Genomic DNA, 22,695 nt, shown 5'->3' with positions numbered 1-22,695 from the left:
GGTATCAGTCCCATTGCGCGGGACTAGTTTCCATTGCGAAAGGCTACCGGTCCGAGGCCGTGAAACCGCACTCGGAACACCCCTCCGTGGCCATATCTCCCGGACTGCGGGACACCCGAACGGTTCAGTGCACCCGTTCGGTCGTCACCCGATGCGCGTAAACGGCTCTGGCCGGCCGGGGCAACCCCGACCGGCCAGAGCGGTGCACGTCGATCAGCCCACTGCGCGGACGGCACCGCCGACCGTCGCCTGGGCGCGCACCCTCACCACGTCCGCCTTGTCACCCGAGGCGTTGTGGTGGTGCAGGACCAGCAGGCTGTCCGCACCGTCGGCCGCGGCGGCCGCGGCGTCGTGGTTGACCACCAGCGCGGTGGCCGGGCGCGCCCGGTAGGACAGCGCGGGGTCGCCACCGCCCTGCACCCACAGGCCCGGCTTGAGCGGGTCGAACGACAGCGCGTTCGGGATCGCGTCGACCAGGCCGTTGGACGCGCCCGGAGCCACGTAGAACCCGGCCACGCCGACCCGGTAGCTGATCCGCGACGTGTCCGCCGACGCGTCGATGCCCAGCGCCGACAGCAGCACGGGCAGGACCACCACGTTCGTGTCGAACACGTTCGTGTCGACGTCGCCGAACTGCCCGTTGACGCCCTGCAGGTCGACCGTGGAGCCCGTGCTCAGGTCCACCGTGGCCGCGACCAGCAGGTCGGTGTCGGTCAGCTTGGTCGCGTAGACCTCGTAGTCGAACGTGCCGTCACCATTGGTGTCGATGTCGATGAACGGGATGGTGTTGCTGCCCAGGTTGTACCAGTTGCCCCAGGTCGCGACACCGAACGCGAGCATCGCGTCCTCCGGCCTGCCCTGCGCCTTGGCGAGCGGCGCGGTCGACGCGGCGCCCACGTACCGCAGGTCACCGCCCTTCGCCGTGTCGTTCAGCACGCAGTTGTCGGTGACGTTGCGGCGGCACTCCGGCAGCTGCGGCGAGGACGCCTGCAGCTCCAGCACGCTCACCAGGGACTGGTAGGCACCCTGGTCGACACCCCGGCCGGTCAGGTTCAGCACGCCCTGGCCCTTGCCGTTGACCCGGACGTTGTTGGCCACGGAGATGTCGGCCGCCGGCTTCGGCGCCGAGTACACGGGCACCCGCAGCGCGACCGAGGAGCCGGACTTCGGCGTGAGCACGACCCGGCCCGACGCGTCGGCCAGGTACTGGCGCGGCACGTCCAGGTGGTTCGCCTCGATCGTCGGGTCGACGGTCTTGCGCAGCGCCGCCGGGTCGTCGATCTTCAGCGTGACGGTGATCCGGGCGATGCCGCGCGGGCTGAGCCGCACGGTGTTCGCGGACAGCTCGTAGCGCACGCCCGGGATCTGGGTCAGCGCCTCGTAGCCCACGGTGTAGTCCACCCACTTGGTGGACTTGTTGACCACCTTGATGGTCTTGGTGAGGCTGACCGGCGCGGCCACCTCGACCGTGCCGAACGACGCCGACACCGAGCCCGGGTTGTCCTGCACGTAGGCGAGGACCTGGTTCTCGACGGCGGCCTTGCCGTCGACGCGGCCGGCGCCGACGCGGTTGGGCGCGTAGGTCTCGCCGTCGGCCTTCACGTCGTGGCCCGCGGTGTTCATGACCGCGGCCTTGACCTCTTCCGGCGTCCAGTCCGGGTGGACCTGGCGCACGAGCGCCGCGACACCGGTGATGTGCGGCGCGGCCATCGAGGTGCCCGAGTTGACCATCGTCTTGTTGCCCGAGCCGACCAGCGCGGAGGCGATGGAGTCACCGGGCGCGGCCACGTCCGGCTTCACGACCGGGCCGCGCACGCCGCGCGAGGTGAACGAGCTCGGGGTGTCGCTGATGGCCGGGTCGTACGTGGGCAGCGAGGTGCGCAGGTCGCCCGCCTGGCGGACGGCCAGCGTGCCCGCGGCCAGCGCCGGGCGCAGCGCCGCGGTCGCCGAACCGGTCAGCTGGAACACCGGGATCGCCGCGTTGCCGGAGATGCCCGCGTTGAAGTGCTCCAGGTTCGAGGTGAACAGCGCGCCGATCGCGCCCGCGGCGGTGGCGTTGTTGCTCCGGCCGACCGAGCCGCAGCGACGCGTGGCGTCGTTGTCGTCCCACTCGAGCCACACCATCTTGCCCGCGACGGCGGCCTTGTCCGCGGCCGAGAACGGCAGGCAGCCGTCCTTGTTGGCCGCGTCGCTCATCGCCACGACGGCGCCGCTGACGTTCGCGCCCTCGTAGTTGTAGGCCACGCTGTACTGGCCGGGCTTGGACCCGGCGGAGCCGGCGGGCGCGGTGACCTCGACCGCGTCGCGCAGCACGTACGCGTCACGGGTGCTGGCCACGGTCAGCGCCTCGGGGGTGCTGCCCGGCGAGCCGCCGATGTCGTACAGGTCGCCGCCGTTGCCCGCGGAGAACACGGTCAGCACGCCGGAGGCGTTGAGCTTGCGCACGAACAGGCTGTCCGGGTCGTCCGGCGCGCCGTAGTCGGAGCCGAGCGACAGGTTGACCACGTCGAGGTGGTCGGAGAAGTCGCCGTCGCCGTCGGGGTCGAGCGCCCAGTCCAGGGCCTGAGCGGTGACGTTGGTCGAGCCGTCGCAGCCGAACACCTTCAGCGCGAACAGCAGGGCCTTCGGCGCGGTGCCGGGGCCGATGCGCATCGCGTCCAGCGCCTCGGGGGTGAGCTTGGTGTAGTCACCCTTGAAGGTGGTGCCGTCGGCGTTGACGCCGAAGCCCGCCGCGGTGCCGGCGACATGCGAGCCGTGGCCGTTGCAGTCGAGCGGGTTCGGGTCCGGCTTCGGGGTGTTCAGCTCCGGGTCGTCGCTGGCGCCGTCGTAGGCGTTGCCGACGAAGTCGTAGCCGCCGACCACCTTGGCCGTCGGGAAGTACGAGGCGTCGACCTTGGTCTCGTCGATCGCCTGGAACGCCTCGATGGTGCCGGGGCCCGCGAAGTCGCTGTGGGTGTAGTCGATGCCCGTGTCGATGATGCCGACGCGGGTGTCGTCACCGAGCTTGCCGTACTCCTGCCACGCCTTGAGCGTGTTCGTCAGCTGCACGGCGCTGGAGTTCTGGCGGGTCTTCGGCACCACCGTGCGCACGGACTTCACGTCCGCGCGCTGGGCCAGCTCGCGCACCTTGGCGGCGTCGGCCTGGACGACCACGCCGGGCACGCCGTTGGCGGTGCGGAACAGCTCCTTGGTGGCGGAGTCCTTGCCCCTCAAGGCGTTCACGACGACGTCGGTGATCCGGCCGGCGTCGCTCTTGGTCGCCTTGGCGGCGTCCTTCGCCTGCTGCTTCGTGGCGCCCTGGCTGGTCTGCTCGGCGAACGTGTCGACGGCCGGCTTGGCCTCCAACTCCACGAACGCGGTGACCCTGCCCTTGGCGGCCGTCAGCCGGTCGGACACCTTCAACTGCAACTTGCCCGCGTCCAGCCCGCGCGCGTTCGCGACGGACGGCGCGAGTGGATCTTCCGCGGCCAGCGCGGTACCGGCGGTGGACCCGGCGACGAGCATCGCGGCCAACACCACCGGTACGGCTGATCTGGCGCCAACGCGAGATCGGCTCACAACGTGCCCCAAGCGAGGTCGGATTCGACCGGGCAGGCAGCGTCTTCTCCAGTGGGGGCACTGCCCGCGTGGTGCCGTGCCCTCTACGGCACCGGGTCAACCTCGTGCGAGGAACCTAATCGCTCGGTAGAGCTGATCAGTTAGCCCATACGAGTGATGGCAACCACAGTTTTGACAACTAACGGTTAACTGTGACACCGCCGAGACCTGCGACGATATACATCGACAGGCCTCGGCGGCGTTACTCCGTTTCGGGGACTACCCGATCACTCGAAGTTGACCGAGCGCACCGTGCGGGCGCCAACGGCCGCGCCGATCGGGTCGAGCACCGCGGTGTCCACCGGGCGGTCGACGCGCAGCAGCATGAACGCGTCCGCGCCGTCCTTGGTCTGGCTGATCTGGGCGGCCTCGACGTTCACGCCCGCCTCGCCGAGCAGCGTGCCGACGGCGCCCATGACGCCCGGCCGGTCCGGGTACTCCAGCAGCAGCACGTTGCCCTCGGCGCGCAGGTCGAAGCCGCGACCGTTGATGCCGACCAGCTTCTCGACCTGGTCCAGGCCCGTGAGCGTGCCCGACACCGTGATGACCGCGCCGTCCGCCTGCACCGCGCGCACCGTGACCAGGCTGCGGTGGTTGGCGCTCTCCGGCTCCTTGACCAGGTCGACGCTCACGCCGAGGGAGGTGGCCAGCGCCGGCGCGTTGACGAAGGTCACCTGCTCCTCGACCACGCTGGAGAACACGCCGCGCAGGGCGGCCAGCGGCAGCACCGCCACGTCCTCGTTGGACAGCTCGCCGCGCACCTCGACGGTGACGCTGGTCGGCGCCTTCGCGCTCAGCGCCGCGACCACCGTGCCCAGCTTCTGCACCAGCGGCAGGTACGGGCGGACCTCCTCGCCGACCACGCCGCCGCCCTGCACGTTCACCGCGTCCGGCACGAAGTCGCCGGCCAGCGCGAGCAGCACCGACTTGGCCACGTCCGTGCCCGCCCGGTCCTGCGCCTCCGTGGTGGACGCGCCCAGGTGCGGCGTGACGACGACGTTCGGCAGGCCGAACAGCGGGCTCTCGGTGGTGGGCTCGGTGGAGAACACGTCGATGCCCGCGCCGCCGACCTGGCCCTCCTTCACGGCCTCGGCCAGCGCGTCCTCGTCGACCAGACCGCCGCGGGCGGCGTTGACGATGATCACGCCGCGCTTGGCCTTGGCGAGCTGCGCGGCGCCGATCAGGCCCTTGGTCTCCGGGGTCTTCGGCAGGTGGATGGAGATGAAGTCGGCCCGCTCCAGCAGTTCCTCCAGCGTCACCAGCTCGATGCCGAGCTGCGCGGCGCGGGCGGCGCTGACGTACGGGTCGTAGGCGATCAGCTCGGTGCCGAAGGCGGCGATGCGCGCCGCGAACAGCTGGCCGATCTTGCCCAGGCCCACCACGCCGACGGTCTTGCCCTGGACCTCGACGCCGTTGAACTTGCTGCGCTTCCACTCGTGGTTCTGCAGCGTGGCGTGCGCGGCCGGGATCTGGCGGGCGGTGGCGAGCAGCAGGGCGACGGCGTGCTCGGCGGCGCTGACGATGTTCGAGGTGGGCGCGTTGACCACCATGACACCGCGCTCGGTGGCGGCGGGCACCTCGACGTTGTCGAGCCCGACGCCGGCGCGGGCGACGACCTTGAGCTTGGTGGTGGCCTGGAAGACCTCGGCGTTCACCTTGGTGGCGGAGCGGACCAGGAGTGCGTCGGCGTCGGCGACGGCTTCGAGCAGCGCGGGACGGTCGGTGCCGTCGACGTGGCGCACCTCGATGCCATCACCGAAGACGTCGAGAACGGACGGTGCGAGCTTCTCGGCGATGAGGACAACGGGCTTGGTCACGGACGTCGCTCCCGGAGGTGTGAACGGGTGGGGAGCGCGGGGCCGTCGAGCAGGTCGTCACCCGCGCCGGCCGGCCACGGCAATGTGTCCGGGTTGTTAACGAGCATAGTCAGCGCCCGCCCGGCGGTTGACACCCGGGTGCCCCGTTTCACCTGCTGGAACACGGTACGCGCGTCCTACATGGACCACCGCGCCGACCCGGGCGTCGAACTCGGGGTCCCTGAGGGTTCGACACGCGCGGTCTGAAGGTTCGACACGCGACACGCGCGGTCTGAAGGTTCGACACGCGCGGTCTGAAGGTTCGACACGCGCGGTCTGAAGGTTCGACACGCGCGGTCTGAAGGTTCGACACGCGCGGTTTGAAGGTTCGACACGCGGTGTGGCGGGCGTGCGGGCCGGTCACCAGGGTTCGTCGAACTCGCCGTCCTTGACGCCGAGGATGAAGGCCTCCCACTCGGCGGGCGTGAACACCAGCACCGGGCCGTCGGGGTGGGCGGAGTTGCGCATCGCCGTGTACGTCACGCCGTCGGTGTGCTCGACGAACGCGATCTCGACGTGCTCCTCCTCGTCCTCCGCGCCCTCGTCGCTGCGGATCCACTCGGCGCCGCCGAGGTCGAGGTTGCCCCGGACGTGGGCCTTGTCGTCGTAGATGGGCGCGCTGTCGTTCATGGGGCCTAGGTATACCGGGGCCCGCGGTCGAAACCGCGGGCCCCGGCGAAAAAACCGCTGATCTTACGCCGTTTCAGTGATGGGGCGGTCGACCCAGGACATCAGGCCGCGCAGCTTCTTGCCGACCTCCTCGATCGGGTGCTGCTCGCCCTCCTGCTGCAACTTCTTGTAGTTGCCGCGGCCGGCGTCGTCCTCGTTCACCCACTCGGTGGCGAAGGTGCCGTCCTGGATCTCGCCCAGGATCTTGCGCATCTCCTCCTTGACCGCGGGGGTGACCACGCGCGGGCCCCGGGTCAGGTCGCCGTACTCGGCGGTGTCGGAGATCGAGTACCGCATGCGGGCGATGCCGCCCTCGTACATGAGGTCCACGATGAGCTTGAGCTCGTGCAGGCACTCGAAGTAGGCGACCTCGGGCGCGTAACCGGCCTCGGTCAGCACCTCGAAACCGGCCTGCACCAGCGCGGACGCGCCACCGCACAGCACGGCCTGCTCACCGAACAGGTCGGTCTCGGTCTCCTCCTTGAACGTCGTCTTGATGACGCCCGCGCGCGTGCCGCCGATGCCCTTGGCGTACGACAGCGCCAACGCCTGCGCGCCGCCGGTCGCGTCCTGCTCGACCGCGATCAGCGCGGGCACGCCCTTGCCGTCGACGAACTGGCGGCGCACCAGGTGGCCGGGGCCCTTCGGCGCGACCATGGCGACATCCACATTGGACGGCACGGTGATCAGGCCGTAGCGGATGTTGAAGCCGTGGCCGAAGAAGACCGCGTCGCCGTCCTTCAGGTTCGGCGCGATGTCGTTGGCGTAGATGTGCCGCTGCGCGGTGTCCGGCGCCAGGATCATGATCAGGTCCGCCTCGGCGGAGACCTCGGCGGGCGTGCCGACGGGCAGGCCCTCCTCCTCGGCCTTGGCGCGGGACTTGGAGCCCTCGGGGAGGCCGATCCGGACGTCGACGCCCGAGTCGCGCAGGCTCAGCGCGTGCGCGTGGCCCTGGCTGCCGTAGCCGATGACCGCGACCTTGCGCCCCTGGATGATGCTCAGGTCGGCATCGTCGTCGTAGAAGATCTCGACGCTCACTGGTGGTACTTCCTTCCTCGGAACTGGAAAATCAGCGCACCGCGGTCGCGGTGATGGAGCGCGCGCCACGGCCGATGGCGACCATGCCGGACTGGACGATCTCGCGGAGCCCGTAGGGCTCCAGCATCCGCAGCAGCGCGTCGAGCTTCTCAGACGTGCCGGTGGCCTCGACGGTGACCGCCTCCGGCGAGACGTCGACGACCTTCGCGCGGAACAGCTGCACCGTCTCGAGGACCTGGCTGCGCACCGTGGCGTCGGCGCGCACCTTGACGAGCAGGAGCTGCCGCTGGACCGACGCGGCGGGCTCCAGCTCCACGATCTTGATGACGTTGATGAGCTTGTTGAGCTGCTTGGTGACCTGCTCCAGCGGCAGCTCGTCGACCGACACCACGATCGTCATCCGGGAGATGTCGGGGTGCTCGGTGCGGCCGACGGCCAGCGACTCGATGTTGAAGCCGCGGCGCGAGAACAGGCCCGCCACGCGGGCGAGGACACCGGGCTTGTCCTCGACCAGAACGCTCAGGGTGTGCCTAGTCATCACGGGGTCACTCGTCCTCGTCGTTGCGATCAACGCCCGCTCGGGCACTGTCCACGGTCATCATTCGTCCTCGTCGTTGCGATCCCCGCCGGACGGGCGCTGTCATTCGTCCTCGTCGAACAGCGGGCGGATGCCGCGCGCGGCCATGATCTCGCTGTTGCCGGTGCCCGCCGCCACCATGGGCCACACCTGGGCGTCCTTGCCGACCACGAAGTCGATGACGACCGGCCGGTCGTTGATCTCCATGGCCTGCTGGATGACCCCGTCGACCTGGTCACGGGACTCGGCGCGCAGGCCGGCGCAGCCGTAGGCCTCGGCGAGCAGCTTGAAGTCGGGGATGCGGTGCTTGTGCGTGCCCAGGTCGGTGCTGGAGTAGCGCTCGCCGTAGAACAGGGTCTGCCACTGGCGGACCATGCCCAGGTTGCCGTTGTTGATGACGGCGACCTTGATCGGCAGGCCCTCGATGGCGCAGGTGGCCAGCTCCTGGTTGGTCATCTGGAAGCAGCCGTCGCCGTCGATCGCCCACACCTGGACGTCCGGCACGCCCGCCTTCGCGCCCATCGCGGCGGGCACCGCGTAGCCCATCGTGCCGAGGCCGCCGGAGTTGATCCACGTGCGCGGGCGCTCGTACTTCACGAACTGCGCGGCCCACATCTGGTGCTGGCCGACGCCCGCGGTGAACAGGGTGTCCGGCGGGGTCAGCAGGCCGATCCGCTCGATCACGAACTGCGGCGACAGCGTGCCGTCCTCGGGCCAGTCGTAGCCCAGCGGGAACGTCTCGCGCAGCGCGTTGAGCTGGTCCCACCACGGCGTCAGGTCGACCGTGCGGGCCGCGTTCTCCTTCTCCGCCCGCACCGCGTCGACCAGGTCGCGGATGATCTCCTTGCAGTCGCCCACGATCGGCACGTCCGCGCGGCGGTTCTTCGAGATCTCGGCCGGGTCGATGTCGGCGTGCACGACCTGCGCGTCCGGCGCGAACGTGGCCAGCTGGCCGGTGACCCGGTCGTCGAACCGCGCGCCGAGGGCGATCAGCAGGTCCGACTTCTGCATCGCGGCGACCGCGCCGACCGTGCCGTGCATGCCGGGCATGCCCATGTGCTGCGGGTGCGAGTCGGGGAACGCGCCGCGCGCCATCAGCGTGGTCACCACCGGGATGCCGGTGGACTCGGCCAGCTCCAGCAGCTCGGCCGACGCCTCGGCCTTGATCACGCCGCCGCCGACGTACAGGACGGGGCGACGGGCCGCGGCGATCAGCTTCGCGGCCTCGCGCACCTGCTTGCCGTGCGGCCGGGTCGTCGGCCGGTAACCGGGCAGGCGCAGTTCCGGCGGCCAGGAGAACGAGGTCATCTCCTGCAGCACGTCCTTGGGGATGTCCACCAGGACGGGGCCGGGTCGGCCGGTGGAGGCCAGGTGGAACGCCTCGGCGATGGCGCGCGGGATGTCCGCGGCGTCGGTGACGAGGAAGTTGTGCTTGGTGATCGGCATCGTGATGCCGCAGATGTCGGCTTCCTGGAACGCGTCGGTGCCGATCAGGGGCCGGGACTGCTGGCCGGTGATGGCGACCACCGGGACGGAGTCCATGTTGGCGTCGGCCAGCGGCGTGACGAGGTTCGTCGCGCCCGGCCCGGACGTCGCCATGCAGACGCCGACCTGGCCGGTGGCCTGGGCGTACCCGGTGGCGGCGTGGCCCGCGCCCTGTTCGTGGCGGACCAGGATGTGCCGCACCTTGGTCGAGTCGAGGAGCGGGTCGTAGGCAGGCAGGATCGTGCCGCCGGGAATGCCGAAGACCACTTCGCAGCCCACTGCCTCCAGCGAGCGGACGAGGGACTGGGCACCGGTCACGCGGATGGGAGCGCCGCTCGGCGGGGCCGGTTTCGGCCGCGGTCCAGGGCGGGGCGACGACGACTCTCCGGGAGCCGGTCGCGAGGTTGCGCTGGTCATCTGTCTGCCTCGTGGGTAAGGAGAATGCACGGTCCGGGCACGAAAAAACCCTCGCCAACCCGAACGGGTCGCACGAGGGTCGCGCGTCGACGCAAGCTCGAATGCCTAGGCGTCGACGCGCCTGGGAAGTACGAGAACGAGGTTGCGCTGCATGGGCCTGACGTTAACCGTCAAGGAGGTGGAGCGTCAACTGTGCGGGACGGCACTCCCGGATGGTGGAAGCCCCACGTGCGTGGACGTGGGCCGGAGTCACCCGCTCGGAGGAGAAGTGACAGCATCTCGGACCGTGCCGAAAGTCGTGTTCCGCATCCCCACGCCCGCCCTCCTGGCCGCCGGTTCCGCGGCGATCTGCGCGACGCCCGTCGCGTGGGGCGTGCCCGGCCTCCAGGCCCTCTACCTGCTCCCGGCGGCGTTCGCCTGGTGGGTGGTGCGCAACCGGACGACCGTGGACGGCGAGCGGATCGTGGCGCGGAGCACGTTCGGGAAGCGGGAGGTGCCGTGGTCGGACGTGAAGGCGATCAAGGTCGTCCCGAAGGGGTGGTTGTCGGCGGTGCTCGGTGACGACTCGCTCGTCCGGCTGCCCGCCGTCCGCGCCGCCCACCTGCCGATGTTGTCGCAGGTCAGCGGCGGTCGGGTGGCCGATCCGACGGCCGTGTCCGCGGCCGGCGAGGCCGAAGAGGAGTCCGCCGAGGCTGACGGGGACGCAACGCCGCCGCCCGTAAAGTCCGAGGAGTGAGTTCGAACACGCGGACCCTCGGGTGGGTGCCCGTCGTCAGCCTGGTGCTGTCGCTGGCGGGCCTGGCCGTCTCGACCTACCTCACCGTCGCCCACTTCACCGCGGGCGCGCTGCTGTGCGCCGAGGGCGAGGTCATCGACTGCGGCACGGTCACCACCAGCGAGCAGTCGGAGCTGTTCGGCATACCGGTCGCCGTGCTGGGGCTCGCGTTCTTCGCGTTCCTGACCGTCGCGTGCCTGCCGTTCGCCTGGCGCAACGAGGCGCTGCACTGGGCGCGGCTGGTGTCCGCCGGCGTCGGCGTGCTGTTCGTCGTGTACCTGGTGGCCGCCGAGTTCCTGCTGATCGGGAAGGTCTGCCTGTGGTGCACGGCTGTGCACGTCATCACGCTCGCGCTCGCCGCCGTGCTGGTCACCGGCGCGCTGCGGCGGAGTAATCTCTGAGGCACCGCTCCCACCTTTCGCGCCCCACACCCCGCGCGCGTCGTTCGCGAGTTTCTTGGCAAAGACTTCTGGAGGAGCCGTGCCACCGCTCCGTTCCCGCACCACCACCCACGGCCGCAACGCCGCGGGCGCACGCGCGCTCTGGCGCGCGACCGGCATGACCGACAGCGATTTCGGCAAGCCGATCGTGGCCATCGCCAACTCCTACACGCAGTTCGTGCCGGGGCACGTGCACCTGCGCGACCTCGGCGACATCGTGGCCGAGGCGATCCGCGAGGCGGGCGGGGTGCCGCGCGAGTTCCACACCATCGCGGTGGACGACGGCATCGCGATGGGGCACAGCGGGATGCTCTACTCCCTGCCGTCGCGGGAGATCATCGCCGACTCGGTCGAGTACATGGTCAACGCGCACCAGGCCGACGCGATCGTGTGCATCTCCAACTGCGACAAGATCACGCCGGGCATGCTCAACGCGGCGATGCGGCTCAACGTCCCGGTCGTGTTCGTCTCCGGCGGGCCGATGGAGGCGGGCAAGGCGGTCGTGGTGGACGGCGTGGCCGTCGCGCCGACCGACCTGATCACCGCGATCTCCGCGTCGGCCTCGCCGGACGTGGACGAGGCCGGGTTGGCCGAGGTCGAGCGGTCGGCGTGCCCGACCTGCGGCTCGTGCTCGGGCATGTTCACCGCGAACTCGATGAACTGCCTCACCGAGGCACTGGGCCTGGCGCTGCCGGGCAACGGCTCCACGCTGGCCACGCACGCCGCGCGCCGCGAGCTGTTCGCCGAGGCCGGCCGCACGGTCGTGGAGCTGTGCCGGCGGTACTACGAGCAGGACGACGAGTCGGTGCTGCCGCGCTCGATCGCGAACCGCGAGGCGTTCGAGAACGCCATGGCGCTGGACATGGCGATGGGCGGCTCCACGAACACCGTGCTGCACATCCTCGCCGCCGCGCAGGAGGGCGAGATCGACTTCTCGCTGGCCGACATCGACGCGCTCAGCCGTCGCGTGCCGTGCCTGGCGAAGGTGTCGCCGAACTCGGACTACCACATGGAGGACGTCCACCGGGCGGGCGGCATCCCGGCCCTGCTCGGCGAGCTGTGGCGGGCCGGCCTGCTCAACGAGGACGTGCGCACCGTGCACAGCCCGGACATCGCGTCGTGGCTCGGCGAGTGGGACGTGCGTGCCTCGGCGCCCTCCGAGCGGGCGGTCGAGCTGTTCCACGCGGCGCCGGGCGGTGTGCGCACGACGGAGGCGTTCTCCACGTCCAACCGGTGGTCGAAGCTGGACACGGACGCGGCGGGCGGCTGCATCCGCGACGTCGCGCACGCGTACACGAAGGACGGCGGCCTGGCCGTGCTGCACGGCAACCTGGCCGAGCGCGGCGCGATCATCAAGGCGGCGGGCATCGACGAGGAGCTGTGGCACTTCGAGGGCCCGGCGCGGGTGGTCGAGTCCCAGGAGGAGGCCGTCTCGGCGATCCTGAAGAAGGAGATCCAGCCGGGTGACGTGCTCGTGGTCCGCTACGAGGGCCCCGCGGGCGGGCCGGGCATGCAGGAGATGCTGCACCCGACCGCGTTCCTGAAGGGCGCGGGCCTGGGCCGCAAGTGCGCGTTGATCACCGACGGCCGGTTCTCCGGCGGCACGTCGGGCCTGTCCATCGGCCACGTCTCGCCGGAGGCGGCGGGCGGCGGCGTGATCGGGCTGGTCCAGGACGGCGACCGGATCGTCATCGACATCCACGAGCGGCGGCTGGAGCTGCTGGTGGACGAGACGGTGCTGGCCGAGCGGCGGGCCAAGATGGAGGCGTCGGAACGGCCGTGGCAGCCGGTGGACCGGGTCCGCCCGGTGACGGCGGCGCTGCGCGCGTACGCCCGGATGGCGACCGACGCGTCCACGGGCGCGGTGCGGGACGTGAACAAGTAGGTCTGCGGGAAACCCGGTCGGCGGTCGTCCACCGGCCGGGTTTTCGCTGTTCAGGGGCGGTGCAGCAGACAGACCAAGGCCAAGGTGGCGAGGAAGACCGCCCACCCGGCCAACGGCCCGGTGACGGGTCTTCGCGCCCTGGTCGCGAGCAGGCCGCCGACGACGAGCCCGGCGAGCAGCCCGACGGGCGGCAGCAGCGAACGCGCGGTGAGGCCGATCGGGAACGCGATCAGGTAGACCACCGGCACCCCGACCACCACCAGCGCGAGCTGAGCGCCCGCCGCGGCCACCCGCTCGTTCACGAGCGAGGTCGCGGCGGGCGCGCGGGGGCCGTGCTACCGGAAGACATAGAGGGTCGCCGCGGTCGCGCCGGCCGCGATCACGAGGCAGATGAAACCGGACAGCAGCGGGTGGCGGAACCAGCTCCGGTTGTTGTCCAGGGCGGCCCGGCCGGGACCGGCGAACAGCACCGCGAACGCCATCGCCGCGTACACGGCCTCCAGCTCGACGCCGTTCGGCGCGAAGAAGCCGCCCTTGTACTTCAGCGCGATGACGTTCGCCATCACGCCGAGCACACCGGCCGCCGCGAGCGGCGTGAACAGGCCGAAGATCAGCAGCGCGCCGCCGCCGAGCTCGGTCACGCCGGTGACCCAGGCCAGGATCCGCGGCTCGCGGAACCCGGTGGTCTGCAGGTACTGGGTGAACCCGTCGATGCCCGGCCCGCCGAACAGGCCGAACACCTTCTGCAGGCCGTGCATGACGAACGCGCCGCCCAACGCGAGCCGCAGCACCAGCAGGCCGATGTCGGCACTGGCGGTCCAGCCGAACGGTTTGCGCTCGTCCTCGTCCTCGAAGGCGTCGTAGTGGGCGGGCTTGTCCAGGTCTGCCACCGGGGTGTAACCGGAGGCGTCGAAGCCCTTCGTGTCCTTGCCGAACGCGTCGCCGTCGATCGTCCGCGTGCCGTCGTCGAAGTGGTGAACTCCTCCGCCCGCGCCGCTCGTCGAGTAGAACCCGTCGTCGGAGTAGCCGCCCGATGTCCTCGAGCGGTCGTCGTGAGTAGCCACGCACCCGCACGTTAGGAGGTTCGGACGACGTCCGCGAGCGTCCGTTCAGTGGCGCTCATTCACCCGAATGGGCTAATAATCGCCGTTGACCAGGTTGCGGGGCCGCTCGCCGCGGGCGAACCGGGCGACCTCGGCGGCCACCACGGCGTACGCGCGCTCGGCGTGCCCCGTGCAGCTGCCGGCCACGTGCGGCGTGAGGAACAGGTTCGGCGCCGTCCACAGTGGATGGTCCGACGGCAGCGGCTCGGGCTCGGTCACGTCCAGCGCCGCGCGCAGCCGCCCCGAGGCCAGCTCCGCCACCAGCGCGTCGGTGTCGACCACCGCGCCGCGCGCCGCGTTGACCAGGATCGCGCCGTCCTTCATCCGGGAGAGGAACTTCGCGTCCACCATCCCGGTGGTCTCCTCGGTCAGCGGCACCACGACCAGCACCGCGTCGAACCCGCCGAGCAGGTCGGGCAGCTCGTCGACGCCGTGCACGCCGGGCCGCGCCGTGCGGCCGACCATCGTCGCGGTCGCGTCGAACGGCTCCAGCCTGCGGCGGAACTGCTCGCCGAGGTCGCCCGCGCCGACCACGAGCACCTTCTTGTCCTGCAACGTGTCCGTGAGGTGGTAGTCCCAGCGGCGTTCCTGCCTGGCCCGCTCGAACACCGGGAAGTCGCGGTAGATCGCGAGCAGCGCGCCGATCGCCCACTCGGCCGTGCTGCCGCCGTGCGCGCCGCGACACGTCGACAGCATCACACCATCGGGTACGACGCCGATGAACCGCTCGGCGCCCGCCGACAGCAGTTGCACCAGCTTCAGCGACGGCAGCCGGTCGAACACGTCACGCGGGTCCGTGCCCAGCAGGAACTTCGGCACCAGGACTTCCGCGCCGGCGGCGTCGGCGGGCAGCGGCTGCCCCGGCTCGTAGCGGACGGCCCGCACACCCTCCACGTCGGACAGCACGCGGACACCCAGCTCGTCGGGGACCAGAACGGTGAGGCTCACGGCACCGCACGTTACGGCACACTTGCCGCCATGCGGGAGCACGACGTCTTCTCCGCGGACGGCACGCGGATCAGGTTGTGGCGCACCGACGCGGAGGGACCGGACGTGCTGCTCAGCCCGGGCCTCGGCGCGGTGCCTGCGGTGTGGCCGGAGCTGCCGTCGGCGCGCGTGCACACCTGGCACCACCGCGGCACCCTCGACTCGGACCGGCCCGCCGACCCGTCCCGCGTCGAGGTGGCCGACCACGTCGCCGACGCGCTGGCCGTGCTGGACGACGGCGGCGTCGAGCGGTGCGTGGTGATGGGCTGGTCGATGGGCGTGACGGTGGCCGCGGAGATGGCGCTGCGGCACCCGGACCGGGTGACCGGCCTGATGCTGGTCACCGGCGCGCCGGGGGACGCGTTCGCGCACGTGCTCGGCCTGCCCGGGGTGCCGGCGGCCGTGCGCAGGCTGCTCGGCGTGGGCGGGGTGACGGCGTTGAAGGCCGCCGCGCCGCTGCTGGACGCCGTGCTGCACCGCGTGCCGGTGCCGGACGTCGGCGGGCCGCTGGTCGGGTCGCTGCGCCGCTACCTCCGGCACGACTGGGGCTGGTACTTCACCCTCGCGCTGGCCCTCGGCCGCACGCCCCGGCTGGACCTGACCGGCGTGACGTGCCCCACAACGGTGCTGGCTGGCCGCTACGACTTCCTGGCCTCCTCCGACGGCGTGCTCGGCCCGGTCGCCGCCCTGCCGCAGGCCAGGGTGCGGGTGCTGCCGAACACGCACTTCCTGCCGCTGGAGGACCCGCAGGTGGTGGTGGACGAGCTGGAGCTGCTGCTGGACCGGGCCGACGCCGTGCGGCGGGCCGTGCACGAGGACGTCGAAGGGCCGCTCACCTCGCGTTCACGGCCGCGCGCTTAACCTGGGACCCGTGTCACGACTGCGTGGAGTGCTGATCGGTTCGGCCCTCGGCCTGCTGGCCGCGGGCTGCGCGAGCTTCCCCGAGCAGCCGGGACCGGCGGGGTGGAGTGCGGCCCAGCAGCTGACGCCGCAGGCCGGGCCGGTGCCCGAGCTGCCCGGCGAGCTACCGAAGGGCCCCGCCCAGGGCCAGCAGCCCGGCCAGCAGCCGACGCCCGTGCCACCGCCGCAGGGCTGCAAGGACTTCAACCCCGCCGTGGTCGGCACGTGCCTGAACCCGATCTCCGGCGTGGCGCTGACCGACGTCAACCAGACCACCGGCGCGGTGACGGCGCTGGCCGCCGAGCGCGCCACCGGGCGGCTGCTCAGGGTGACCAAGGACGTCGACCCGGTCGAGGTGGCGAAGCTCGACGTGGACGCGGCAACCGACGGCGGGCTCACCGGGCTGACGCTGTCGCCGACGTACGGCGAGGACCAGCTGGTCTTCGTGTACGTGACCACCGCGACCGACAACCGGGTGCTGCGGCTCGCGCCGGACGACGTGCCGAAGCCCGTGCTGACCGGCATCCCGAAGGGCCCGACCGGCAACCGGGGCGTGCTCGCCTACGACCGCACCGGCGCGTTGCTGGTGGCGACCGGCGACGCGGGCAACCCGGCCGCGGCGGCCGACCCGAACTCGCTGGCCGGGAAGGTGCTGCGGATCGACGCCACGGGGCAGCCCGCGCGCGGCAACCCGACGGCGGGCTCGCGGGTGCTGGCGAGCGGGCTGAAGTCGCCGGGTGGGCTGTGCGTGTCCGGCGACGGCACGAAGACGTGGGTGACCGACGCGGGCGCGACCGCCGACCTGCTGTACCGGGTCGAGCCGGGCCGGGCGCTGGGCGACCCGGCGTGGTCGTGGCCCGAGCGCCCGGGCGTCGCCGGCTGCGCGGCGTTCTCGAACGCGGTGATGGTGACCGCGAGCGCCACCCCGGGCGTGCTCAGCCTGCCGATGAACCCGGACGGCAGCTTCACCGGCAAGCCCGAGCCGAGCATGACCGGCGACGACGGCTTCGGCCGCCTGGGACCGCTGCTGATGCTGGACGACACGACCGCGCTGTCCGGCACGGTGAACAAGAACGCGGGCGGCGCGCCGGTCTCCAGCGACGACCGCGTGGTGATCATCGTGCGCCCGGGCGGCCCCGTTCCCGGCAAGGACTGACGCGGCCCCGGCCGCCGTGGTGGCGGCCGGGGACGAGTGCGGTGGTGCCTTGGGCGGGGCAGTGCGGCAGCGGTCTCCTCAGGGCGACAGTGGTCAGGGCTCGGGTCAGGGTGCCGTGGTGCGGTAGATGGCGTCCGCCACCTGCCAGTACAGGCCCTTCGGGTGGTCGCGGAACAGCGGTTCGGTGCCGAACAGCACCGCCCGCGCGCCCCGCGGCGACGTGCCCGCCACCACCGCCGCCTGACCGGCCGCCGCCGCGCTGCCACCGGAGCCGTCCGGGCGGGTCGCCCAGTGCCCGGCCACCAGGCCCTGGTACCGCTGCCGCGCGCCGACGCCCGGCCCGAGGTCGGTGAACCAGTACGGCGCGTAGACGAACGAGTGGCCGACCGCGCCCGCCTCGTCGACGACCGACACGACGCCGTTCGCGTCCTCCCGGCCCGCGACCGCGCGCACCGGCAGCACCCCGGCGTCGGCGTTGAACCGCACGCCCGTCGCGCCGCGCGTCACCACGCCACCGCGCGCCAGGAACCCGTCCACCGCAGCCTTGGCCGGCGCGCCGAGCTGGTCGTACCGCAACCCCGACGACACGAGCAGCACGTCGACCCCGGACAGGTCGAACCCGTTGTCCAGCACCGCCGTCGACACCGGCCGCACGTCGAAACCCATGTCCCGCAAGGCCTTCAGCTCGTCGGCGGCCACCGCGCCCGCCACCACGGGACGCCGCAGCGGCGCGCCGCCCGGCACCGCCGGGGTGAACCGCGCGCCGTACCGGTCCGACACCTCCTCGGCCGCCGACCGCGCCGACGCGGGCACCACGATCGTGCCGTCGTCCTGCCGGAGCAGCCCGATCCCCCGCGCGAGCAGGTCGTTCACCGCCGACACGTCCTTGCCGTCGGCCAACGCGAGCGCCAGGTCACGGCCGGCGGGCACGTCCACCGAACCCGTGGGTGACGCCGCCGCCACCTCGCGCCCGCGCACGGTCAGCGGCCCGTCCCGTACGACGTCCACCGACGCGCCCCACAGCAGCCGGTGGCTCCAGCCGCTGATGTCGTACATGACCGGCACCTGGTCGGAGATGTCCCGACCGGACTCCAGCATCACGTTCGCCAGCGCCCGCTTCGGCTGGTGCAGGTCCACCACGTACGACCCGGCCGGGTACGAGCGGCCGGCCAGCGTGAACGGCCGGTCGGCCCGCTTCACCCGCACGTCGTGCGCCACCAGGTGGTCGACCAGCCGTGCGGCGGCCTGCCCGGACCGCTGCCCGTCACCCACGGGGATGACGTACGCACGCGGGAACTCCGTGGTGTACCGGTCCTCGGGGCCGAAACCGGGCACGAAACCGTCCGGCACGGCCCGCTGCGGCTCCCCCGCCAGGCCGCGGCGGAACATCTCGATCTGGTTGTCCACCATGGCGGACCGGTGTTCGCCCACGTACGCGAGCGCGCTGCGGATCGTCGCCTCGACCACGTCCGTGTTGATCGCCGAACGCCGCCGCAGCTCGGTCACCGGCTGTGTCGTGTAGTCGGTCCGGTTCACGCGCATGGGGATCTCGATCGTGTAGGACACCGCGCCGTGGTACATCGAGTACTGGGCGGTGTAGATCGGCGCCCAGCCGTCCCACACGCCCGGCTCGTAGTCGCGGAACGGGATCTCCGGCGTGGCCGCCTCGGGGTGGCCGAGCGCCCGCACGGCGTCCTCCATGCGCAGGCCGCCCGCGTAGCCGTGCCGGATGTAGAGGTCGAAGTCGTAGTTCTGGCCGTGCGGCGGCGTGGTCGGCTCGATCAGCGTGTTGGCCACGTACCCGTGCTCGTCGAGCACCAGCAGCGGCTGGATGCGCTGAATGACGTCCCGCATCGCCCGCGACTCCGGCTGCGACGACGTGACGAAGTCGCGGTTGAGGTCGAAGCCGTGCCCGTTGGCGCGCGTGCCGGCCACTCGCCCGTCCGGGTTCGCGGTCAGGTTCACGTAGACCCGGTGGCGGCGCAGGAAGTCCCGCGCGGCCGGGTCGAAGGCGAGGTCTTCGAGCACGCGCAGCGCGCCGTCGGTGCCCTCCCACTCGTCGCCGTGGATGTTGGCGTTGATCCACACCGGCGCCTTGTAGCCGGTGCGGAGGAAGATGTCGCGGGCGGCGGCGGTCGGGTCGTTCTCGATCTTGTCGCGCCACGCGTCCTGCCTGCGGGTCTCCGCGGGGCTCTCCGGCGCGGTGAGCGTGACCAGGTAGAGGTCGCGGCCCGCCGTCGACCGGCCGACGACCTCGACGGACACCCGGTCGCTGCGCCGTTGCAGGTCGTTGAGCCGCGGCGCGAGCGCGTGGTACGGCGCGAGGCCGAGCTTGATCGCCCGGTCGGCCGGGTCCTCCGGGTAGCCGCGCAGCAGCGTGCGGCGCGGGTAGCCGGGGTTGGCGTCGGGCCAGTTGTCGCCGCGCGCGGTGGCGTGCAGCGGCGGGTCGACGGCGGCGACCTGGTTGCGCTCGGGACCGTTGCCCGGCTCGTGCGCCCGGCCGACCGCGGGCGCGGCGGTCGCGGGGGTGGTCATCGTGGCCAGCAACAGCACCGTGAGCGTCAACCAGCGCACCGGGCCCCCTTGGGGTGATCGCCGAAGAACTCCTCCACCCTGACTAGTGGGTGCGGGTGATCCCGGTCAACCGGTCGAACGGCTGGTCAATTCCACTAGCCCGAACCCAGGCACACGAACGGGCGGCGCAGCGGGTCGACGGCGACCGCCTCGGCGAGCGCCACCGCGGGCGACGCGCCGCCCGCGAGGTTGCGGTGGAAGTCGGCCATCGCCGCCGCCGACGGCTGGTCGCCGACCCGGCTGGACGCGGCGATCACCGTCCGCGCGCCGCCGGCCAGCAACGCGCCCGCGAACCCGAGCGGCTCGTCGCCCGGCCGCACCCGGTTCAGCGCCAGCTCGCACGCGGCCAGCACGACCTGGTGCGGCGGGCGGCGCACCCGGCCGATCTCGTGCGCGAACATCGCGCCGTCCACCAGCTCCAGCCGGGAGAACAGCGCGTTCTCCGGCTCGTGCTCGCCGTGCGCGGCGATGTGCGCCAGCTCGACCCCGTCCAACGCCTCCAGCACCGCGCCGACCTTGGCCTCCTCGACACCGAGCAGCTTCGCGTCGCCGTGGTAGCCCGCGAGCCGGTCGATCTCGCCCTGCGCGGCCTGCAACCCCGGTCCGCGCACCAGCAGCACCCCGTCGACCTCGGCGCGTTCCTCGCGGATCGCCGACACCCACGCGGTGGCCGACGGCACCGCGGTCGTCGGCCGGTTCGCGCACGTCGGCAGCACACCCCACGGCACCACGTACAGCGCGCCGGTCGGCACCACGACGAGCGCCCGGTCGCCGATCATCGGCGCCAGCGGGCGCAGCAGCAGCCGGTCCAGCTTCTCCGCCTCCCGGCGCGCGGACGCCGAGATGACCTCCACCAGCGGCGACGGCAGGTGGTCGGGCGCGAGCGCGTTGAGGTCGGCGTGCAGGCGGCGCGCGCCCTCGGTGGCGTCGGCGGCCGACCCCAGGCGCACCATGCGCACGCGTGCGCCGGCGAACACCACGGCGATCAGCTCGTCGCCGGACACCGCGAAGCTCACCATCGCCCGCCCGCCGAGCCGGGACAGCACCTCGTCCGGCGTGACGACCGGGCGCGGCGTGCCCCACGGGCTGGCGCTCCAGCCCATCCGGGTGGCGGCGCGCTGGCTCGCCTTGAGCCGCGACTCCAGCTCCGCCGTCGGCAGGCCGTCGAGGCGGGCCCGCAGCAGCGCCCGGCTCAGCGTGCGCACCTCGGCGATCCGCTCGCCCAGCTCGGAATCCACAGTGGACGCGGCCGGGTCGTACCGGTACAGCTGGGCCCTGGTGCGCTCCAGCCAGGTGAACAGGCGCTTGGCGTTGGCCGCCGAGTCCCGGCCGCCCAGCACCAGCCGCACGGCGAGTTCGCCCAGCTCACGGCCGTGCACGGCGGTGCCGGACACCAGTTCCAGCCCGCCGAGCCGGTCCCGCATCCGGCCCAGCTCGGCCAGGCCCGCCTTGGCCTGCGCCAACGCCACCCGCTGGTTGCCGCGGGCCAGCGCCAGCTCCGCCCGGCACAGCCGCAGCAGCATCCGGTGGTCGATCGGCGTGATCCGGCGCGTCTTGGGCACGCTGCGCAGCAGGTCGGCGCCCCGGTCCGGGTCGCCGCGGCCGATCTCCAACCGGGCGGCCAGCACCAGCGCGAACGCCGCCTGGTCGTGCAGCTTCAGCCCGGCCAGCTCCGCGGACAGCTCGACCGCCCGCCGCACCACCCCGGCGACCGGGCGCCGCGAGCCGAGCGTGCGGACCACGTCCACCCGCAACGCGATCAGCCCCGCCACCGCCGCCCACGCCGGGCTGCCGCGCCCCACCAGCTTGCGCTGCGCCGAGGTCGCCATCCGCCGGGCCAGCACGAGGTCACCGTCCTGCAACGCCGCCGCCGCGCGGAACAGCTCGGCCTCGGCGACGTCCTGCCCGATGCGCTGGCGGCGCAGCTCCGGCAGCACCTCGTCCAGCAGCCGGCCCGCCTCGTCGGCCAGGCCGACGCTGATCATCGCCTCGGCCTGGTCGATCCGCAGGCGCAGCAGCAGGCCCGGCTCGAGTTCCTGGAACGCCCGGTTGGCCTCGTGGTAGTGGCGCAGGGCGGCCGGGATGTCGCCCGCGCGCTGCACCGCGTTGCCCAACGCGTGCTTGGCGATCGCGGCGCGCAGCGGCAGGCCGTGCGCGTCGGCGAGCTCGACCGCGCGGTCGAGGTCCCGCGCGGCCTTGTCGTAGCGGTGCACCTCGCCGTGCGCGTTGCCCCGGTTGGACAGGGCCAGCGCGAGCAGGTCGACGGCCTCGGGGTCGGCGTGCGCGGGCAGGCGGCGCGCGCTGCGCTCGATCTCCCGGTCGAGCTGGGCGATGCCCTCGTCGATGCGGCCGACCCGGCACAGCAGGGCCGCGCGGTTGAGGTTGACCAGCGTGGACAGGTGCGCGCGCAGCTCCTCGTCCCGCAGCCCGGCGAGCTCGGCGTCGACGCCCGCGAGCTGGGTGAGGCCGTCGTCGACCTTGCCCGTCTCGGCGAGGCAGAACGCGAGCGTGTTCCGCAGCCGCGTGCGGACTTCGAGCCGTTCCTGGGGGTCGATCCCGGGGGTCTCCAGCAGCGCCAGGCCCCGGCGCATCTGCCGGATGGCGGACGGGTGGCGGTCGGCGGTGGCCGCGTCCAACGCGCTGCGGTGCAACTGCCGGGCCCGGGTGACGGCGTGATCCGGTCCGGAGGGGCCACGCGATTCGCCAGGCACGGTCATATGAGATCACAAGCGGCAGAGGAATGCCGCCGGCCGGTGGCCGACGGCATTCAGTGTGACGTCACCGTGATTGTCGGTGACCGGTATTACTTCGTCTGGGTGACAGCCGCCGGCTCGTCGGTCGTGGGCTTGTACGGGCCACCGTTGGTCTCCGGGTCGCCGGTCGGCTTGTACGGGCCGCCCATCGGCTTCAGGATCCGCTCGACCTCGGGGTCGTCGGTGGTCGGCTTGTACGGGCCGCCCGTCGGCTCCAGCCCGCCGACGTCGACCAGGTCGGTGGTGGTCTGCTCGGTGTCGGCGACCTCGTCGACGATCTTGTCCTCGATGACGTCGATCTCGGCGACGAGCTTCCGGTCAGTTCGGGTCATGGCGTTGCCTCCCCTACAACGGAACCCCTGATCGGGGCATCCTCGGCGGCTGATTCAGGTCGTTTCGGTGGCCCCCCGGCCCTGCCGAACGGCCCAAGCCTGACACAGATGGACGCACCTGGGGAGGTGGAAATATACCGAGAGCTACCAA

At 72.2% G+C, this 22,695-nt stretch carries 17 protein-coding genes; 5 read left to right on the top strand and 12 right to left on the bottom strand.

Annotation, left to right across the window (positions count from 1 at the left end; genetic code table 11):
* Nucleotides 1-213 precede the first annotated feature (213 nt).
* The 6 genes from ADK67_RS46705 to ADK67_RS46680 all read right to left on the bottom strand — a co-directional run bounded on the left by ADK67_RS46705 (nucleotide 214) and on the right by ADK67_RS46680 (nucleotide 9,639).
* Nucleotides 214-3,504 (bottom strand): S8 family peptidase, encoded by a 3,291-nt coding sequence (locus ADK67_RS46705; RefSeq protein ID WP_157621632.1) that lies wholly within the window; start codon nucleotides 3,502-3,504, stop codon nucleotides 214-216.
* Nucleotides 3,505-3,824: 320 nt separating this feature from the next.
* On the bottom strand, nucleotides 3,825-5,414 hold the full coding sequence (gene serA, locus ADK67_RS46700; RefSeq protein ID WP_053723075.1) for a phosphoglycerate dehydrogenase: 1,590 nt from the start codon (nucleotides 5,412-5,414) through the stop codon (nucleotides 3,825-3,827).
* Between the two features lie 399 nt (nucleotides 5,415-5,813).
* Complete coding sequence (locus ADK67_RS46695; RefSeq protein ID WP_053723074.1) at nucleotides 5,814-6,083, bottom strand: DUF397 domain-containing protein; 270 nt, start codon at nucleotides 6,081-6,083, stop codon at nucleotides 5,814-5,816.
* Nucleotides 6,084-6,146: 63 nt separating this feature from the next.
* Nucleotides 6,147-7,160 (bottom strand): ketol-acid reductoisomerase, encoded by a 1,014-nt coding sequence (ilvC, locus tag ADK67_RS46690; RefSeq protein WP_053723073.1) that lies wholly within the window; start codon nucleotides 7,158-7,160, stop codon nucleotides 6,147-6,149.
* Between the two features lie 31 nt (nucleotides 7,161-7,191).
* Nucleotides 7,192-7,698 (bottom strand): acetolactate synthase small subunit, encoded by a 507-nt coding sequence (gene ilvN / locus ADK67_RS46685; RefSeq protein ID WP_053723072.1) that lies wholly within the window; start codon nucleotides 7,696-7,698, stop codon nucleotides 7,192-7,194.
* Between the two features lie 102 nt (nucleotides 7,699-7,800).
* Complete coding sequence (locus ADK67_RS46680) at nucleotides 7,801-9,639, bottom strand: acetolactate synthase large subunit (protein WP_082404871.1); 1,839 nt, start codon at nucleotides 9,637-9,639, stop codon at nucleotides 7,801-7,803.
* A gap of 286 nt (nucleotides 9,640-9,925) precedes the next feature.
* Between ADK67_RS46680 and ADK67_RS46675 the strand changes: the two genes are divergently transcribed.
* The 3 genes from ADK67_RS46675 to ilvD all read left to right on the top strand — a co-directional run bounded on the left by ADK67_RS46675 (nucleotide 9,926) and on the right by ilvD (nucleotide 12,739).
* On the top strand, nucleotides 9,926-10,375 hold the full coding sequence (locus ADK67_RS46675) for a PH domain-containing protein (RefSeq protein WP_197289938.1): 450 nt from the start codon (nucleotides 9,926-9,928) through the stop codon (nucleotides 10,373-10,375).
* Nucleotides 10,372-10,815, top strand: a complete 444-nt coding sequence (locus ADK67_RS46670; RefSeq protein ID WP_053723070.1) for a vitamin K epoxide reductase family protein — start codon at nucleotides 10,372-10,374, stop codon at nucleotides 10,813-10,815. The genes ADK67_RS46675 and ADK67_RS46670 overlap by 4 nt, the downstream gene beginning before the upstream one ends.
* Before the next feature lie 79 nt (nucleotides 10,816-10,894).
* Complete coding sequence (gene ilvD, locus ADK67_RS46665; RefSeq protein WP_053723069.1) at nucleotides 10,895-12,739, top strand: dihydroxy-acid dehydratase; 1,845 nt, start codon at nucleotides 10,895-10,897, stop codon at nucleotides 12,737-12,739.
* Nucleotides 12,740-12,789: 50 nt separating this feature from the next.
* Here ilvD and ADK67_RS46660 read toward each other — a convergent pair whose 3' ends face one another.
* From ADK67_RS46660 to ADK67_RS46650, 3 genes are all read right to left on the bottom strand, one after another.
* Nucleotides 12,790-13,041, bottom strand: a complete 252-nt coding sequence (locus ADK67_RS46660) for a hypothetical protein (RefSeq protein WP_053723068.1) — start codon at nucleotides 13,039-13,041, stop codon at nucleotides 12,790-12,792.
* A 33-nt stretch (nucleotides 13,042-13,074) separates the two neighbouring features.
* A complete protein-coding gene (locus ADK67_RS46655) occupies nucleotides 13,075-13,803 on the bottom strand; it encodes a DoxX family protein (RefSeq protein ID WP_082404869.1) in 729 nt (242 codons plus the stop codon).
* A 72-nt stretch (nucleotides 13,804-13,875) separates the two neighbouring features.
* Nucleotides 13,876-14,790, bottom strand: a complete 915-nt coding sequence (locus tag ADK67_RS46650; protein WP_053723067.1) for a 2-hydroxyacid dehydrogenase — start codon at nucleotides 14,788-14,790, stop codon at nucleotides 13,876-13,878.
* Between the two features lie 30 nt (nucleotides 14,791-14,820).
* Between ADK67_RS46650 and ADK67_RS46645 the strand changes: the two genes are divergently transcribed.
* On the top strand, nucleotides 14,821-15,690 hold the full coding sequence (locus ADK67_RS46645; protein ID WP_053723066.1) for an alpha/beta fold hydrolase: 870 nt from the start codon (nucleotides 14,821-14,823) through the stop codon (nucleotides 15,688-15,690).
* A 10-nt stretch (nucleotides 15,691-15,700) separates the two neighbouring features.
* Complete coding sequence (locus tag ADK67_RS46640; protein ID WP_082404868.1) at nucleotides 15,701-16,885, top strand: PQQ-dependent sugar dehydrogenase; 1,185 nt, start codon at nucleotides 15,701-15,703, stop codon at nucleotides 16,883-16,885.
* 105 nt (nucleotides 16,886-16,990) lie between these two features.
* Here ADK67_RS46640 and ADK67_RS54975 read toward each other — a convergent pair whose 3' ends face one another.
* From ADK67_RS54975 to ADK67_RS46625, 3 genes are all read right to left on the bottom strand, one after another.
* Nucleotides 16,991-19,459 carry a M14 family zinc carboxypeptidase gene (locus ADK67_RS54975; protein WP_269436187.1) on the bottom strand — a complete coding sequence of 823 codons (2,469 nt, stop codon included), beginning with the start codon at nucleotides 19,457-19,459 and terminating at the stop codon, nucleotides 16,991-16,993.
* Nucleotides 19,460-19,554: 95 nt separating this feature from the next.
* Nucleotides 19,555-22,170 (bottom strand): CHAT domain-containing protein, encoded by a 2,616-nt coding sequence (locus ADK67_RS46630; RefSeq protein ID WP_331459436.1) that lies wholly within the window; start codon nucleotides 22,168-22,170, stop codon nucleotides 19,555-19,557.
* A gap of 92 nt (nucleotides 22,171-22,262) precedes the next feature.
* Nucleotides 22,263-22,544, bottom strand: a complete 282-nt coding sequence (locus ADK67_RS46625; protein WP_053723064.1) for a hypothetical protein — start codon at nucleotides 22,542-22,544, stop codon at nucleotides 22,263-22,265.
* Nucleotides 22,545-22,695: the final 151 nt, after the last annotated feature.

The sequence above is a fragment of the Saccharothrix sp. NRRL B-16348 genome, assembly GCF_001280085.1.
Classification (GTDB): domain Bacteria; phylum Actinomycetota; class Actinomycetes; order Mycobacteriales; family Pseudonocardiaceae; genus Actinosynnema.
This window is presented reverse-complemented; position numbering and strand designations above follow the sequence as displayed.

Excerpts from the sequence above, each read along its gene's own strand:
- ADK67_RS46695 (WP_053723074.1), bottom strand. The coding sequence starts at position 6,083 with ATGAACGACAGCGCGCCCATCTACGACGACAAGGCCCACGTCCGGGGC.
- ilvN (WP_053723072.1), bottom strand. The coding sequence starts at position 7,698 with ATGACTAGGCACACCCTGAGCGTTCTGGTCGAGGACAAGCCCGGTGTC.
- ADK67_RS46680 (WP_082404871.1), bottom strand. The coding sequence starts at position 9,639 with ATGACCAGCGCAACCTCGCGACCGGCTCCCGGAGAGTCGTCGTCGCCC.
- ADK67_RS46625 (WP_053723064.1), bottom strand. The coding sequence starts at position 22,544 with ATGACCCGAACTGACCGGAAGCTCGTCGCCGAGATCGACGTCATCGAG.
- ADK67_RS46645 (WP_053723066.1), top strand. The coding sequence starts at position 14,821 with ATGCGGGAGCACGACGTCTTCTCCGCGGACGGCACGCGGATCAGGTTG.
- ADK67_RS46705 (WP_157621632.1), bottom strand. The coding sequence starts at position 3,504 with ATGCTCGTCGCCGGGTCCACCGCCGGTACCGCGCTGGCCGCGGAAGAT.